General features: G+C 59.2%; 13 protein-coding genes, 1 tRNA gene and 1 rRNA gene. 12 read left to right on the forward strand and 3 right to left on the reverse strand.

Features of this window, described 5'->3' with window-relative positions; translation table 11 throughout:
- Positions 1-82: 82 nt before the first annotated feature.
- Entirely contained in the window at positions 83-826 is a 744-nt protein-coding gene (locus AC04P6_RS05670; RefSeq protein WP_475565652.1) for an alpha/beta fold hydrolase, read from the reverse strand.
- Between the two features lie 618 nt (positions 827-1,444).
- A tRNA-Ser gene (locus AC04P6_RS05675) sits at positions 1,445-1,532 on the reverse strand.
- A 67-nt stretch (positions 1,533-1,599) separates the two neighbouring features.
- Between AC04P6_RS05675 and AC04P6_RS05680 the strand changes: the two genes are divergently transcribed.
- The 4 genes from AC04P6_RS05680 to AC04P6_RS05695 all read left to right on the forward strand — a co-directional run bounded on the left by AC04P6_RS05680 (position 1,600) and on the right by AC04P6_RS05695 (position 4,328).
- Positions 1,600-2,145, forward strand: a complete 546-nt coding sequence (locus AC04P6_RS05680; protein WP_475565653.1) for a nucleoside deaminase — start codon at positions 1,600-1,602, stop codon at positions 2,143-2,145.
- Positions 2,146-2,169: 24 nt separating this feature from the next.
- Positions 2,170-3,150: a 4-(cytidine 5'-diphospho)-2-C-methyl-D-erythritol kinase gene (locus tag AC04P6_RS05685; RefSeq protein WP_475565654.1), complete on the forward strand. Its 981-nt coding sequence runs from the start codon at positions 2,170-2,172 to the stop codon at positions 3,148-3,150.
- A 167-nt stretch (positions 3,151-3,317) separates the two neighbouring features.
- The gene (locus AC04P6_RS05690) at positions 3,318-3,869 is read left to right on the forward strand and encodes a LemA family protein (RefSeq protein WP_475565655.1); all 552 of its coding nucleotides are present in this window, start codon (positions 3,318-3,320) and stop codon (positions 3,867-3,869) included.
- 63 nt (positions 3,870-3,932) lie between these two features.
- Positions 3,933-4,328, forward strand: coding sequence for a guanylate cyclase (locus AC04P6_RS05695; protein WP_475565656.1), 396 nt, complete (start codon positions 3,933-3,935; stop codon positions 4,326-4,328).
- Here AC04P6_RS05695 and AC04P6_RS05700 read toward each other — a convergent pair.
- Positions 4,255-6,213 (reverse strand): YgiQ family radical SAM protein, encoded by a 1,959-nt coding sequence (locus AC04P6_RS05700; RefSeq protein ID WP_475565657.1) that lies wholly within the window; start codon positions 6,211-6,213, stop codon positions 4,255-4,257. The two genes, AC04P6_RS05695 and AC04P6_RS05700, sit on opposite strands and share 74 nt — an antisense overlap.
- Before the next feature lie 113 nt (positions 6,214-6,326).
- Here AC04P6_RS05700 and AC04P6_RS05705 point away from each other — a divergent pair, with 113 nt between their 5' ends.
- From AC04P6_RS05705 to AC04P6_RS05740, 8 genes are all read left to right on the forward strand, one after another.
- On the forward strand, positions 6,327-7,376 hold the full coding sequence (locus AC04P6_RS05705; protein WP_475565658.1) for an inorganic phosphate transporter: 1,050 nt from the start codon (positions 6,327-6,329) through the stop codon (positions 7,374-7,376).
- Positions 7,377-7,446: 70 nt separating this feature from the next.
- Positions 7,447-8,337 carry a hypothetical protein gene (locus tag AC04P6_RS05710; protein WP_475565659.1) on the forward strand — a complete coding sequence of 297 codons (891 nt, stop codon included), beginning with the start codon at positions 7,447-7,449 and terminating at the stop codon, positions 8,335-8,337.
- 105 nt (positions 8,338-8,442) lie between these two features.
- Complete coding sequence (locus AC04P6_RS05715; RefSeq protein WP_475565660.1) at positions 8,443-9,015, forward strand: manganese efflux pump MntP; 573 nt, start codon at positions 8,443-8,445, stop codon at positions 9,013-9,015.
- Positions 9,016-9,063: 48 nt separating this feature from the next.
- A complete protein-coding gene (locus tag AC04P6_RS05720; protein WP_475565661.1) occupies positions 9,064-9,531 on the forward strand; it encodes an N-acetyltransferase family protein in 468 nt (155 codons plus the stop codon).
- A 131-nt stretch (positions 9,532-9,662) separates the two neighbouring features.
- The gene (gene eno / locus AC04P6_RS05725; protein WP_475565662.1) at positions 9,663-10,955 is read left to right on the forward strand and encodes a phosphopyruvate hydratase; all 1,293 of its coding nucleotides are present in this window, start codon (positions 9,663-9,665) and stop codon (positions 10,953-10,955) included.
- Positions 10,956-11,132: 177 nt separating this feature from the next.
- On the forward strand, positions 11,133-13,688 hold the full coding sequence (locus AC04P6_RS05730; protein ID WP_475565663.1) for a DEAD/DEAH box helicase: 2,556 nt from the start codon (positions 11,133-11,135) through the stop codon (positions 13,686-13,688).
- A gap of 184 nt (positions 13,689-13,872) precedes the next feature.
- A complete protein-coding gene (locus AC04P6_RS05735; protein ID WP_475565664.1) occupies positions 13,873-15,816 on the forward strand; it encodes an MDR family MFS transporter in 1,944 nt (647 codons plus the stop codon).
- Positions 15,817-16,399: 583 nt separating this feature from the next.
- Positions 16,400-16,811: ribosomal RNA gene (locus AC04P6_RS05740) — 16S ribosomal RNA — on the forward strand; the annotation flags it as partial.

Consider the following 16,811-nt stretch of genomic DNA (forward strand, 5'->3'; position numbering starts at 1 on the left):
GACTTATCTCCTTTGTGCCTTGGCTTTCGCGCTATCTGCGCTTCGCATCGTGTTCGTGCAGGGGGGGCGCAATGGTCGGATTCTATGCCCGAATGAATTCCTCAATTTCCGCCACGTATTCTTGCGTGTGTGCGGCAACGTAGGCGCAATGCGGATAGCCCTTGCGAATGGCGATGGCTGCGTTTGGCATGCACGTGGCGATGCCTCGCTTTGCTTGGCGGAGCGTGAAGTCTTTGCTGCCGTAATCGAGATGCAGACGCGCTTGCTGGTCGAGCGTGAGATTCTCGAGGGGGTAATTGCAGCAGGCGTGACAGATGGCGTTGATGTCGCTTTCGGTTATGCGCTCGAAGTTCTTGGTCATCATGACGGCGCGTTCGTGTCCGTATTTGCTTTCAAGTCCGCTTGAGGCTTCGGTGGGGTGCTTTGCGAGGTATTTTTTCTTCTTCTTGAACATGGCTTTGGAAGCGAATTCAAAGAGGGGTGCGCTTTCTCGAAATAGCGCTCCATCGAACCAAGCGTGCCGGATGTTGAAATCGCCGTCCAGAAAAAGGCGCCAGCCAATGGCGGAGCCCAACGAGGAACCGTATACCAGCTCGATATCGGTTATGCCCTTATTGATCAGGTAGTGTTTCAACTGGGCATATTCATCGTCGGCGTTGACATACGCGCCGGCATCGCCGTGTCCGCCTTGGTCGGGTGCGATGACATGGTAGGAGTCGTCGAAGTGGGGACTCATCATGCGATAGATGTCGTTGCCAGACATCATCATGGGCGCCATCAGGACGATAGTGGGGTCATTGGGGTTGCCGAATTCGTTTACGAACATGCTTCGAGTCCAATCGGTTTGGTATGTCTAACTCTCTATCTCTCGAGGTTACCCCTAGAAATAGGAACCAATCGGACTCTTTTCCCCGTCAGTCCCAAACGACACCCAAGCATCACACATCGATGAACAAGTTACGGAATCGCTCAGCCCACTTAGGCATGCTTGCAAACTGGTTTGCAAGCATGCGTGCTTCGACCCCTTGCACCGCCACGTGTTCACAGCTCAGAGCGTGGGCTCAACCTCCAGTACTGCATCCATCCCCACCCGCCTTGCAGGGACACTGTGAATTCGATTTCTTGTGACGGCAATCTCGTATTTGATTATGCAATCAGCGTTGTTCGCGCCGGGTGGGGATGGCCCTTCGGGGTACTGTGAAAGCAAAATGAAGCGCTGAGCCCGGGGTAGCCTGCGGAAAGCGGGAGGCGAAGCCTCACGCAAATCCGCAGGCTACCCCGGGCAGCGCAAGTGAAAGCATGAACCAGCGAGCGCACGAGCATGGCTTAAGCCATGCGAGCAGCGGAGCGGGTGCCCTGAAGGGCCAACCCCGCCCGGCGTGGGAGTGGGGAAGGTGTTCGAAAAAAAACAACAGGCCCCGTTCGGGACCTGCAAGATTTTGGATGGCGGAGGAAGTAGGATTCGAACCCACGGAACCTTTCAGCTCAACAGTTTTCAAGACTGCCGCCTTAAACCACTCGGCCATTCCTCCGAATTCGGTGGAGCATGCGCAAACGCGCATACCGCAAGCGCTAGCTTACCATATAATTCAGGCTGTTATGGAAGAACGAGATACCGAATACATGCAGCTTGCCCTTGAGCAGGCTCGATTGGCAGCTCAGGCGGGCGAGGTTCCTATTGGTGCCGTGGTGGTGTACCACCCCATCGACCGCGCCACGCGTAAGCCCCTTGCCGAGCCGCGTGTCATTGCATGTGCGGGCAACCGTCGCGAACGCGATATGGACCCTTCGGGGCATGCGGAATTCCAGGCTATGTTGCAGGCATCGCGCGAATTGCAGGCATGGCGCCTTTCCGATTGCACGGTGTACGTCACGCTCGAACCGTGCATCATGTGCGCGGGCCTCATGCATCAGGCGCGTGTCGCGCGTTGCGTGTATGGTGCAAGCGACCCGAAGGCGGGCGCGCTTGGTACGTTGTATTCCATTAACGAAGACGAGCGCCTGAACCATACGTTCCCCGTTACCGCGGGCGTATGCGAGGAAGAATGCTCTCGTTTGCTGAAAGATTTTTTTGCCGCGCGTCGTTCCGCGCGAAAGGCCGCTAAGCTTCAGGCTTCTGCGCCGCACGACGCCCTGCAGTCCTAGACCATCCACGAACGAAGGAAAAGCGTGAAGACGATCAACCTCATTGCCCCCGCGAAAGTGAATCTGTACCTGGGCATTGGCGAGCGCCAGCCCGATGGGTATCACGATGCCCTTACGGTGATGCACGCCCTTTCGATGCACGACAGCGTTCGCATGACGCATGTCGGGGCGGGCGAGCATGTCACACTGCTGGAGCCGTGCGATGCCGCACAGCCTCTGCGCGAGGTGCATGTCGACGTCGACTCCGGAAGCGGCCTGGTCGTGGAGGCCACCGTGCTCTGGCGCGAGGGCATCGAGCCGCTCGATATTCCCTCGCAGGATAATCTGGCTTGCAAAGCAGTGCATGCGTTGGCAGCGGAGCTCGGTCGCGAAGAGGACGAATGTATTCGCTTGGTTATTGAGAAGCATATTCCGCATCAGACGGGGCTGGGCGGCGGAAGTGCCGATGCAGCTGCTGCTCTGTTGGGTGCTGCGCATCTGTGGGGCATTCCCGCCACGCATGAGGCGGTTGTCCATGTGGCTCAGCAACTTGGCGCCGATGTTCGTTTCTTCCTGCATGGTGCTTGCATGTTGCTCGAGGGTCGCGGCGATGAGCCCGTGGCCGAACTCGCCCCGCGTCGCGATTCCGTGGTTGTCATTCGCCCCGAAGGCGGCGTATCTACGGCGGAGGCATATCGTACGTTCGACGAGAGCCCTGAGTATCCCCAAGCCGAGCAGCTGGAAAGCGTGCGTGCCGCCAAGGAAGCGCAGCAGGTGCCACTGTTCAACAACCTGGAAGCCCCGGCGCAGAAGCTTCTTCCCGAGCTCGAGGAAATCGCAAAGTTTGCTTCCGAAGCCGACGGCGTGAGCGGCGTGCTTCTGTGCGGAAGCGGGTCGGGCACGTTTGCCGTGTGCGAGTCGCACGTGCATGCCGCTGCACTTTCCGCGGCTGCTCAGTCGAAGGGCTACTGGGCACGCACCACGTCGTTTTCGCCCATCCGCGCCGCGCTTCTGCCGCAGCGCTAGCCTGACTATGACATTGTTTCGCCCTGCATGCGCAGCGTTGCGCATGCAGGGCTTTCTCTTTTGGCGCCGTATTCGTCAGCGCTCGTCCCGCAACTTCCTCTTCCTGTAGTTTTCCCAGTTGAGACATGCTAAAATAGCGGCAATGCAATACAAGGGAAAGGCATCTCATGGTGGGAATCGTCGTTTTGGTTATCGTCGTTCTGCTGGTGATCGCGCTCATTGCCCTGTTCAATGGACTGGTAACGAAGCGCAACGCCGTCGATAATGCATGGGCTCAGATCGACGTGCAGCTGCAGCGTCGTCTCGATCTCATCCCCAACCTGGTGGAAACCGTAAAGGGCTACGCCGCTCACGAAAGCAAAACGCTAGAAGCGGTTACCGCCGCGCGTACGGCGTGCATGAACGCCGGCACGCCCGAAGAGAAGATGGAAGCGGGCAATGCGCTCTCCAATACGCTGAAGAGCCTCTTCGCGGTAAGCGAAGCGTACCCCGACCTGAAGGCGAATCAGAATTTCATCTCGCTTCAGAACGAGCTTTCCGAAACGGAAGACAAGATTAGCTACATGCGTCAGAGCTACAACGACACGGTCATGAAGTACAACAACGCCATTCAGACGTTCCCGGGCGTTCTGGTGGCTGGCCCCATGGGCTTCACGAAGCGCGAGAGCTTCGTTGCCGATTCGGGCGCCACTGTTGCTCCGAAGGTTAGCTTCAACTAAGAAGCGGTTTTTGAATTGCGGCCCGTGCGATATGCGCGGGCCGCGTTGTAGAAAGGTGGCGGAATGGTTGCTCGACTATCGCGGATCATTCCGCTGCTCGTCATTCTGGCCCTTGTGGCGGGCGTCGTGTACCTTGTCGCGGCATGGCGCTATTCGCCCAACCGCGCGAAAACCATCCTCATTCGCGTGTTCACGGTGCTCACGGGCGCTATTTCGGGCTTCTTCGTGCTCGCAAGCGCCTATGCTGCCCTCGAGCAGAACTGGACGGCCGTGGAAATCGCCGTCACGTTCTTGCTAGTGGGCCTGCTTGGCCTGGTGGTAACGCGCGTTTGCCGTCGCGTATTCCTGCGTCACCATCCTAACTACCTGGAAGAGGCGGTTCCCACTACGACCGTTTCTTCGGGCGGTTTCCTTCGCGCGCTGATCGAGCGCCTGCTCGGTTCTTTTCTGCGCCGTTAGGGCGCTTGCCCCTGCGCGTTCTTGCTTTCTGCGCATCGCGCGGCCCCGCATGCTGCGCCCCTCGCTTGCCGTGCGTCCCCTTGCGCGGAGCGTCCTTCCGTTCTGGCTTCACGAGGCATTTCGGCTCGAAGCCGATTAGGTCCTCGCGCCCTGCCTTCCTAAGCGCCTCGCGTACGAGCGCGTGATTCTTCGGATTGCGGTATTGGATGAGCGCACGCTGCAGCGCCTTTTCGTGTGGGCTGGTGGCGCAGTAGACGCGCTCCATCGTGCGTGGGTCGATGCCCGTGTAGTAGATGCACGTGGAAACCGTTGAGGGCGTGGGGTAGAAATCGCTTACCTGTTCGGGGTTGAATCCCAGGTCTCGGCAGAATTCGGCCAGTTCGATGGCCTCTTTCAGCGTGCTTCCCGGATGGCTCGACATCAGGTAGGGAAGCACGTACTGCTCCTTGCCGGCTTGCTTGCTCGCGCGGTCGAATTCCTTCACGAATGCCTCGTAGAGCTCGTGGGGCGGTTTGCCCATCACGTTCAGCACCGCCGCGCTCACGTGCTCGGGGGCTAGGCGCAGCTGGCCGCTCGTGTGGTGCGCGGCTAGCTCGCGAATGAACGTGTGGTCGGAATCGAGCATTGCGTAATCGAAGCGGATGCCGCTGCGGATGAACACTTTCTTTACGCCGGGCAGCTCGCGCAATTCGCGCAGTAGCTGCACGTAGTCCTCGTGCGTCACGCGCAGTTGCTTGCAGGGCTTGGGCGAGAGACATCGTCTATTGGTGCAAGCGCCCGCCTTTTCCTGCTTGGCGCATGCGGGGATGCGGAAGTTCGCCGTGGGGCCGCCCACGTCGTGGATGTACCCCTTGAAGTCGGGGTCCTTCGTCATTTCGCGCGCCTCTTCCAGAATCGATTCGTGGCTGCGCGCCTGGATGATGCGCCCTTGGTGGAAGTTGAGCGCGCAGAATGCGCATTCTCCTAGGCAACCGCGGTTGCTCGCGAGCGAGAACTTCACCTCGCGGATGGCGGGAATGCCGCCAGCTGCTTCGTAGCTTGGGTGGTACGTCCGCTCGTAGGGCAGGCGGTACACGGCGTCGAGCTCCGAGGTGGTGAGAGGTAACGCCGGGGCGTTCTGCACCACGTAGACGCCATGGTCGTACGGTTCCACCAGCGTATGCGCCGAATACGGGTTCAAATTGCGGTTCTGCTCGCCGAAGCTGCGAGCGTATTCGCGCTTGTCGGCCAGCATGCTTTCGTAGCTGGGCAGGATGACGGGCTCGTAGAGGTGCTCGATGCTGCGCGTGCGGAACACGGTGCCCGGGATGAACGATAGGTCGTGCACCGAAAGGCCTGAAGCCAGCGCGTCGGCAATCTCCACGACGGAATGCTCGCCCATGCCGTACGAGATGATGTCGGCTCCGGAATCGAGCAGAATCGAGCGCTTCAGCTTGTCCGACCAGTAGTCGTAATGGGCCATGCGACGCAGGCTTGCCTCGATGCCTCCCAGGATGATGGGCGTTTCCTTGAACGTGCGGCGGATGAGGTTGCCGTACACTACGCAGGCGTGGTCGGGGCGCAGGCCCATTTCGCCGCCAGGGGAGTAGAAATCGCTCTTGCGACGGCGCTTCGCTACGGTGTAATGGTTCACCATCGAGTCCATGTTACCTGCGGAAACGATGAAGCCCAGGCGTGGCTCGCCGAATTCGCAGATGCTTTGCGGGTCGCGCCAGTCGGGCTGGCTGATGATGCCCACGCGGTACCCATGCGCTTCCAGCAAGCGCGAGATGATCGCCATGCCAAATGACGGATGGTCCACGTATGCGTCGCCGCATACGTACGCGAAATCCACGGCGTCCCAGCCGCGTTCGCGCATGTCGTCTTTCGTCATTGGTAGGAACATGCTACTCCTTCGTGTCTGTTCGGCGAATGCCACTAGACGTCTCTTTCGCTTTGCTATACTAATGCAGCTCACAGAGATTTGCCGCTGGCGCGGCGATATGCGAAAGGGAAACGTTGGATTTGTCTCTAGCGGCAGTGATTGGCCTTATGGCCACATATCCCGCCCTCGCCATCATTATCGTTCTCGTCATCGGCGTCACGCTCGTTTCGGGCGCTACCGATGCCCCGAACGCTATCGCCACCGCCGTTGCAACCCGCGTTCTCAGCCCTGGTGTTGCCCTCACGCTGGCTGCTGTATTCAACTTCATCGGCCTCATCGGCATGACCTATATCTCCACGGCCGTCGCGCATACCATGTTCTCGATGGTCGACTTCTCAGGCGACACCCATCAGGCCCTCATGGCCCTTATGGCATCAATGATAGGCTCCATTGCCTGGGGCATTTTCTGCTGGTTCTTCGGCATTCCGTGCTCTAAGTCGCACTCCCTCATCGCCGGCATCACCGGTGGCGCCATTGCCGTGAACGGCTGGGCCGGCGTGGTTCCCGCCGAATGGGCGAAGGTCGTCTACGGTCTGCTCTTCTCGCTGTTCGCGGGCTTCTTCCTGGGTTGGCTCAATACGAAGCTGGCCTCCAAGTTCCTTGCGGGCGTCGATCGCGGCCGCGGCAATCGCGTGTGCGACATTCTGCAAGACATCTTCGCGTGCATGCTCGCATTCCTGCATGGCGCGCAAGACGGTCAGAAGTTCATGTCTATCGGCCTTCTGGGCATGGGCATGGCCATGGGCATGGATTCCGCGGCTTCCGACGGCTTTCCGCTGTGGCTTATGATCATCTGCTCGGCGGCTATTTCGCTCGGCACGTTCATTGGCGGCAAGCGCATCATCAAGTCGGTTGCCATGGACATGGTCGCCATGGAAAAGTACCAGGGCGCTGCCGCTTCCGCTTCCACGGTAATCACGCTGTTCATTTCCAGCATCACGGGCATGCCCGTTTCCACGTCGCACTGCTCCACGTCGGCCATCATGGGCGTTGGCGCGGGAAAGAACCTGCGTGGCGTGAACTGGGGCATTGCGCGCAGCATGGTGCTCGCGTGGCTCATTACGTTCCCCGCGTGCGGCATCATCGGCTTTGCCCTCGCGCGCGTCTTCATGCTCTTCTTCTAGCCCGGGCATCCCTCGTGCCCCGCTTTTGGGGTATCCTGATACCAGGGTAATTCGACGAAGGGGGGCAACCATGTCGGATAGCGAAACCGAGCGTTCTAACTCAAACGCTGCGCCGCAGGGGCAGGCTGGCAATCAGGCGCCTTCCGCGCAGAATGCCCAGGCAACCGCACCTACTGCGGTTCCTCCGGGAATAGAGCATCTGGGATATGCCGGAATGGACATTCCCATCTTTCGCCAATCCAGCAACGACCTCTTCGTGGCCTTGCAGCCGCCGGGCGCACAGCCCTACGTCATGGCCCCACACGGCATGCCGCCGCAGCAAATCGTCGATTTCTTCGCAGCTCATGTGCCCGAAATGGAAGACATGCGCGCGAAGATGATAAAGCGGTTCCAGAAAAGCCCCTCGTTGAAGTGCCTCTATCGCACGGGCGACGTGGCCTATGTCATGGGCCGCCCGTTTATGCTGCATGTGAACCCGCTGAAGATGGGCGGCGGAATGAGCGGCAAGCACCGTGCAACGCGTGGACGCGCTACGGTGAAATTCGAAGCAAATACCGACATCAGCAAGCTCACGCTGTTCGTGGTGAACCCGCGCAGCTACGATCAGGTGCGCATCGCGTTTCTGTCGTATGCGAAGCGTGTCATCATGAACAACGCGGTGGGCTTGGTGGGCGCTTGCCTGCAGGGCCTTGTGTCCGAACCTCCTTCCCAGCAGATAGCGGTGCGCATGAAGCCGTTGCGCCATGGCTGGTCGCACTACGAAAACGGCGTGCTCTGGATCTCGGACGAAATCGTTGCCTACCCGGTCGATTGCCTGGTCTGGGCAATATGGACGGGCCTGGCGCCCTTGGCCACGAAGCCGGAAGAGGAGCAGCAAGCGCATCTGGCATCCATGCTTCCTGGTTGGAAGCGCGCAAGCGAAATCCTGGCTAATCGCGAACAGCCCTTCAGCAATCAGTAGCCAATCCCGTTTTCTCTCTGTCGCCTGAGAAACGGCGCACGCATCTCCTCGTGCGTGGGGGATAATACGCCGGTGCAAGGAGGCAGGCAGTGCGGAAGGAATAGCGTGGGACTCATCGAGATTGCCCTGATTGGCGTGGGATTGTCTATGGATGCATTCGCGGTAGCGGTGTGCAAGGGGCTTTCTATGAAGCGCGTCAACATGCGGCACGCTCTTATTATCGCGCTGTTCTTCGGCGGCTTTCAGGCTCTTATGCCCCTGGTGGGTTGGGCACTGGGCACGCAGTTTGCCGCACTTGTCGAACCGGTCGACCATTGGATTGCGTTCGTTTTGCTCGCGTTCGTAGGCGGCAAGATGCTGTGGGATGCCGCGCATGACGATGGGGAAGAGTGCTGCGGCGAATTTCGCCTCAACATCCCCGAGCTGTTCATGCTTGCCGTGGCCACGTCCATAGATGCGCTTGCCGTGGGCGTCACGTTCGCGTTTCTTTCCGTGGGCATCGTGCCCGCCATTATCGTTATCGGCTGCGTTACCTTCGTCCTTTCGCTGGTGGGCGTGCTTGTGGGAAATCGCTTCGGCGCACGTTACGAGCGACCTTCCACCATCGTGGGCGGGGTCGTGCTGATACTCATCGGATGCAAGATTCTGCTTGAACACCTTGACCTTTTGGTGATATAGCGTACTCTTGTGAATTCATAGCGTAGTTCTGCGAATAAGGTGGTAGGCATGTCGACTCATTTTCGCTTTGCCGAGGAAAAGGATGCAGGCAAGGTCCTGTATTTCATACAGCGCTTCGCCGACTTTCAGAAGTCGGGTGATTCCGTCGTTGCCACCGAAGAACTTCTTCGCACTTGGATGTTCCAGAACAAGGCCGCCGAGGCGTTCTTCGCCATGGAGGGCGACGAGGAAATTGGCTTCGTTCTCTTCAATCACGGCTTCTCCGCTCATAAGGGCCGCCCTTCCATCTACCTGGAGTGCATTTACGTGCTTCCCGAATACCGCGGCATGGGCGTGGGCACCGAGCTCATGCACGAGCTTTCCCGCATCGCCCGCGAGCGCGACTACGTGCGCGTGGAAGGCTGCGCCCCCGACTGGAATCCGCTGTCGGGTCGTTTCTACAATAGCCTGGGCGCCGAAGAGCTGAACGGCTGGACGCTCTATCGCATCCAGGGCGACGCATTGAACCAGCTCTAACGCACTTTTTGTGTATGCGCCGCGGGCCCCATCCGTTCGCCCGCCAATAGCATCCGCTTAGCATTTTTCCATCGTCTCCGTGTGCTATCATGGGCGGGTTGTTAACTGTTCTCGATTCTTAGGAGACGAACATGAGCATCATCATCGATGCATACGGTCGCGAGGTTCTCGACTCGCGCGGCAATCCCACGGTTGAAGTCGAAATCCTCCTGGAAGACGGCTCTATGGGTCGCGCAATGGTTCCTTCGGGAGCTTCCACCGGCCAGTTCGAAGCGGTCGAGCTGCGCGATGGCGACAAGGATCGCTATCTGGGCAAGGGCGTGCTCACGGCCGTAGACCACGTGAACACCGAAATCGCCGATCTGCTGGTGGGCGCCGAAGCCACCGACCAGCGCGCTATCGACGAAGCCATGATTGAACTCGACGGCACCAACAACAAGGGCCGTTTTGGCGCTAACGCCATCCTGGGTGCTTCCCTGGCGTGCGCTCGTGCAGCCGCCGAAAGCGCCGAGCTGCCGCTGTACAAGTACGTTGGCGGCGTTCACGCTCACACGCTTCCCACCCCCATGATGAACATCCTCAACGGCGGCGTTCACGCCGACAACAACGTTGACTTCCAGGAGTTCATGATCATGCCCGTGGGCGCTTCCAGCTTCGCTGAAGCCCTGCGTTGGTGTGCTGAAATCTACCACACGCTCAAGAAGGTCCTGCACGAGGCTGGCCTCGGCGGCGGCGTGGGCGACGAGGGTGGCTTTGCCCCCAACTTCACCACGAACGAAGAGCCCCTGCAGTACATCGTGAAGGCTTGCGAAGCTGCTGGCTACAAGCCTGGCAGCGAAATCATGTTCGCCATGGACCCTGCTTCCAGCGAGTTCTACGACGCCGAAAAGCAGAAGTACGTGCTGGCTGGCGAAGGCCGCGAGCTCACCAGCGCCGAAATGGTCGACTACTGGGAAGCCCTCGTTCAGAAGTACCCCATCATCTCCATCGAAGACGGCATGGCCGAGGAAGACTGGGATGGTTGGAAGATGCTCACCGAGCGCATCGGCAAGAAGGTCCAGCTCGTTGGCGACGACCTGTTCGTAACCAATTCCGAGCGTCTGGCCAAGGGCATCGAGCTGGGTTGCGCTAACGCCATCCTCATCAAGGTGAACCAGATTGGCAGCCTCACCGAAACGATGGAAGCCATCGAAATGGCCAAGGAAGCCGGCTACGCTTGCGTCATGAGCCACCGCTCCGGCGAAACGGAAGACACCACCATCGCCGACCTGTCCGTTGCCTGCAACACCGGTCAGATCAAGACGGGCGCTCCCTGCCGCAGCGACCGCGTTGCCAAGTACAACCAGCTTCTCCGCATCGAAGAGCAGCTCGACACGCAGGCTCGCTACGCTGGCATCAACGCGTTCTACAACATCGAGCGCTAGTTCGCATGCATCATGCTCTTGCGCGGTAGCTTCGCGCAAGATTGTGCAGCCCTGATATACTGAGCACCCCAGCGGCATTGCGTCGCTGGGGTGCTTTGCGTTATGCAATGGCGCGCCACGCGTGGTTGGCGCGCTTGCTCATGGGGCTGTAGGGCCTGATAGGAAGTGAGAATACCAATGGAAGAAGCCGATCGCTCGGGTTCGTTGGGGAAGCTGGCCGACCGCCTGTGGAATAACCCCGACACAACCGAAGACGATATCCTCGATGCTTTTCTTGGCTGGTGCGCCGAGGGCGATCTTGAGCTGTGGCCCCACCAGGAAGAGGCCGTGCTGTCTCTGGCTGCCGGCGATCACGTTATCCTGGGTACGCCCACAGGTAGTGGCAAGTCGATGGTGGCGCTCTTCCAGCATTTTCTTGCATTGGCACGCGATGAGCGCAGCTATTACACCGCGCCCATTAAGGCTCTGGTGAGCGAGAAGTTCTTTAACCTAGTTCAATACTTCGGGCGCGATTACGTGGGCATGATCACGGGTGATGTGCGCATTAACACGGAAGCGCCTATCGTCTGCTGCACGCAGGAGATTCTGGCAAATGACGCGTTGCGTCTTGGCCCCGATGCCGACATCGCGCGCGTTGCTGCCGACGAGTTCCACTTCTTCGCCGATCCCGACCGCGGTTGGGCGTGGCAAGTGCCGCTCCTGGTTCTGCCGAACACGCAGTTCCTGCTGATGAGCGCTACATTGGGCGATACTTCGCACATTCGCGGTGCGCTCGAGGCGCATCATACGCGTGCGGTGAGCTCGGTGGTAAATGCCGAACGTCCCATCCCTCTAGCCTACGAATATGTCGATACCTCGCTGGAAGGAACTGTCGAGATCGCAATGCGCGAAGGCAAGACGCCGCTGTACATCGTTCATTTTTCGCAGGATGCTGCGCTTTCCAGCGCACAGGCGCTTGCTTCCATGGGCTTCACGAGCAAGGAACAGCGTGCTGCCATTCGCGAGGCGTCGAAGGGCACGCGCTTCAGCACGGCGTTTGGCAAAACGCTCAAGCGCTTGCTCGATTGCGGTGTGGGCGTGCACCATGCGGGCATGCTCCCGCGCTATCGCCTTCTTGTGGAAAAGCTCGCTCAGCAGGGGCTTCTTCCCATCATCTGCGGAACCGACACGCTGGGCGTGGGTATTAACGTGCCCATTCATACCGTCGTGCTCACGCAGCTCACCAAGTTCGACGGCCATCGCATGCGCCGTCTTCGCGCGCGCGAGTTTCACCAGATTGCTGGGCGCGCCGGTCGTTCCGGTTTCGATACCGAAGGACTTACCATTGCGCTTGCCCCCGAGCATGAGATCGAGAACGCGCGCGCGATGGCCAAGGCGGGTAACGACGAGAAGAAGCGCCGCAAGATCAAGAAGAAGCAACCGCCCGAGGGCTTTGTGAACTGGAATAAGGGTACGTTCGAAAAGCTCATTGCGGCGCAGCCCGAGCCCTTGGCACCGCGTTTGCGCATCACGCATTCCATCGTGCTGGCCGAGGTCATGCAAGGTGGCGATGCGTGGGCGCGCGTTGCGAAGCTCGTGGACGATTCGCTGCAAACGCCGCAGGAAAAGGCAGATCTCATGACGCGTGCGGGTGAAATCTTCGCGACGTTGCAGGCTGCGGGCGTTGTGGAATGCATCGAGGCAGAAGATGGCTCCTCCGATTGGCGCACGACCATCGACTTGCCCGACGATTTCGCGCTCGATCAGCCCCTCTCCCCGTTCTTGCTGGCAGCGCTCGAATTGCTTGATCCCGAGGACCCCGCCTATGCGCTCGACGTTATCTCGATGGTGGAAGCCACCTTGGAGAATCCGCGTCAGGTGCTTCGCGCCCAGGAACGTCGCGCGCGCGATAAGGCGATGGCCGCCATGAAGGCGGAGGGAATCGAATACGAAGAGCGATTGGAACGTATTGCCGAGGTCACGTATCCGAAGCCGCTCGAGGAACTGCTCGATGCCGCATATACGCGGTACTGCGAGGATGTGCCCTGGGCGCGCGATTTCCCGCTGTCTCCCAAATCCATCCTGCGTGACATGGTGGAATCGGCGGCAAATTTCAAGGGCTATATCTCGGGCCTGGGCATCGCGCGCAGCGAGGGCCTGCTTCTGCGCTATCTTTCCGACGCGTATCGCGTGCTCGCGCGCACGCTTCCTGCCGACAAGCTGAACGACCAGCTCGTGGACATCATTAGCTGGCTCGGCTTCATGGTACGTTCCATTGACAGCAGCCTGATGGACGAATGGGAAGCCGCGGGCACGCTCGATGGGGAAGAGATTGGCGCTCCCCAGGCGCTCGATGCCGTGGTGGGCGACCGGCGTGCAGTTACGCTGCTCGTACGCAATGCGCTCTTCATGCGCGTGCGTCTTGCCAGCGAGCAACGCGTGAAGGACCTGGGGGCCATCGATGGTGATTGGGGCTATTCCGCGCGTGCCTGGCAGCAGGCGCTCGATGCGTATTTCGAGCAGCATGAGGAAATCCTGCTCGACGGCGATGCGCGCAGCGTTTCCTATTTCCAGCTCGACGATACCGACGAGCTGGCGGAACGCGTGTGGCATATGCGCCAGACCTTCCGCGACGAAGACGATGATCGCGATTTCGCCATTTGGTGCGATGTCGACTTGGATGCAACGCAGGAATCGGGCGAGGCGTCTTTCAAGAACTACCGCGTCGGCTTTATCGACGAGCTCATGGATTAGGCGTGTCTACGCATGCGTGGAGCAATTGTGCCGAATATAACGCATGCGTGACAGAGATGCCTATTTCTCGTGACCTAGGCCATTTGGGCAGGCATAATCTACACAGACATGAGGGCAGCGCAAAGCTGCCTTTTTTATTTTCGCCATGCGGCACTTTGTTGGGGTTGTGGAAAGGAATATGCGTATGGGACTAACTCATAAACAGAAAATGATGGTTGCGGTTCTGCTGTCGGGAACGCTGTTGGCGGTGCTCAATATGACGCTCCTGTCTCCGGCGCTTCCTCATATCATGACCGATATGCAGGTTGACGCCACCACGGTTCAGTGGCTCACCAGTGGCTATGCGCTCGTCGAGGCATGCGTTATCCCGTTGAACGCCTTCCTCGTGGGGCGCATATCTACGAGGAAGCTCTTCATCGGCGGCATTGGCTGGTTTGCGGTGGGAAGCCTTATGGCTGCGCTCGCGCCCTCGTTCCCGTTCTTGCTGCTTGGCCGTATGCTGCAGGCCATGGCAACCGGTATCGTCATGCCGATGGTATTCACGCTCATTCTGCTTGTTTTCCCGCGCGAACGACGTGGAAGCGCCATGGGCATCATCGGTCTTATCGTCGCGTTTGCTCCGGCCATCGGCCCGTCTCTTTCCGGCGTGCTGGTTGATAACGTGGGCTGGCGCACCCTCTTCATCATCGTTACGGTGCTTGCCGTAATCGTCGTTGTCTTCGCGTGCTTTACGCTCGAGAACAGCGGCAAGTTCGAGCGTGCTCCCTTCGATCTGCCCTCGGTGCTTCTTATGGCATCTGGCATGGTGGCGCTCCTGTACGGTCTCTCTTCGTTCAGCAGCAGCGATACCCTGCTAATCACGGGTGCTCTCATTGTTGTGGGCGTGGCATTGCTCGCGCTTTTCGTGCGCAGACAGATGCGTCTCGACGTGCCCATGTTGCGCGTGCAGGTGCTCAAGTCGCGTAAGTTCCGTACCGTCGTGCTTCTTATCGCTATGCTCCAGGCGTCGTTGGTGGGCGGCGAAGTGATCATACCTATATATGTGCAGCAGGTTCTGGGCGGTACGGCCACCATCTCGGGCGTCATTATGCTTCCGGGCGCCATCCTGGGTGCGCTGTGCGGCCTTATCGCCGGTCGCCTGTTCGACCGCTTCGGTGTGCGACGCGTGGTAATACCTGGTGCGATCGTTATCGCTGCAGCGGGCTTCATGTACACCACCTACGCTATGGATACGACGTTCGTCGTGGTGTGCCTTGCCTATACCTGCATGTCCATCGGCATCCAGTTCCTCATCACGCCGCTGAATACCTGGGGCGTGAACTCGCTCGAGAATTCTGTTATCCAGCACGGCAATTCGCTTTCCTCCACCACTAACCAGGTGGGAGCTTCGTTCGGCACGGCCCTCATCGTCAGTCTCACTGGCGTGGGTTCGGCCATGGCTCCCGCAGGTTCGAGCGCGCTTGAGGCGGTATATGCGGGCGAGCATTTGGGCTTCGTGGGCATGTGCGTGATGCTGTGCCTCGTCGCTCTGTCGATTCTCGTGCTCGTGCGCGATCGCGCGGAAGAAAAGCCCGCTGAAGTGCCCACGCGTGTGGGCGACGTTCCTGGCGTCGATCGCCCCTGGCTTGTTTCCGATGTCATGAACACCGGATCGAGCTTCTTGCCGCAGAGCGCTACGGTGAAAGACGCTATTGCCGAAATGGCGCGCACCGAAACGAGCGGCCTGCCCATTGTCGACGAGGACAATAAGGTAGTGGGTTTCCTATCTGACGGCGACGTGCTTGCGTACCTTGCCAAGCAGAGCGGTTTCTATACCGATGGCACCAATTACTTCCATCTCGTCGAGTCGCAGGAGTTCCTCGACCGATTCCGCGACTTGCTCGATCTCGACGTCATGCGTATCGCCACCAAGCACGTTATCAGCGTGCATGATGGGGAAGAGGTTGAAGTGGCGTACAAGATGCTCTCCGAGAAGCGCATCAAGAAGCTTCCCGTCGTGCATGATGGCCGACTGGTGGGTGCCATCTCGCGACGCAACATCATCAGCGTGTTGATGTCCATCCTCACGAGTCAGGCGGAAGCGCCTGGGAAGGGCGAACTTCCCGCTTCCGAATCCGCTCGCGCGTAACGCGTTCCCTCTGGGCCGCTTGGAGTAACTTCCGGGCGGCCCTTTTCGTTATGGCTATCACTATATGTAGGTAGTTGCGCACGTTGTTCGTATGCCGGTCGGTTCCTGCGTTTGAGTAAAGACGTGCGTTTATGCAAAAAGCGACTCACATGTTTGCGGTGGAAAAGGGGCCTTTTCGCACGTGAATTCGTGGGTCGTTTGCTATATCAAAAGGCCCTTTCATGGGGTGTACACAAAACAGCGCCGCAGGTCAAAAGGCTGTTTCCCCAGTAAAACCAATGCCACGCCCCCGGGTGTTTGTGCACGCTTCGTGTACCTGAAAATAAGGCTTGCATCTGGGTGGCGGTATCCGTAATATATCAACTCGCCGCTTCGAACGGAACACTTCGAACGGCAGGCGGCGAGAGCCGCACGGAGGACCTTGAAAACCGGATACTGCGATAGGAAGAATCAAGCTAGCGAGCATGTTCGCCTCCAATGGGGAGGCGAGCTCGAATTCAATTCTTAACTTTAGAATCCATCAGGATTCGCACACAAGATCCGACTCACACGGAGACTTGACCCGGGCATCCGCCCGGTTCTTTCAACGGAGAGTTTGATCCTGGCTCAGGATGAACGCTGGCGGCGTGCCTAACACATGCAAGTCGAACGAATAACCCGCCTTCGGGCGGTCATAGAGTGGCGAACGGGTGAGTAACACGTGACCAACCTTCCCCCCGCATGGGGATAACCGGGCGAAAGCCCGGCTAATACCCAATACTCCGGGCCCTCCGCATGGAGGGGCCGGGAAAGCCCAGGCGGCGGGGGATGGGGTCGCGGCCCATTAGGTAGACGGCGGGGTAACGGCCCACCGTGCCCGCGATGGGTAGCCGGACTGAGAGGTCGATCGGCCACATTGGGACTGAGATACGGCCCAGACTCCTACGGGAGGCAGCAGTGGGGAATTTTGCGCAATGGGGGAAACCCTGACGCAGCAACGCCGCGTGCGGGATGAA

The organism is Denitrobacterium sp. (assembly GCF_056180635.1).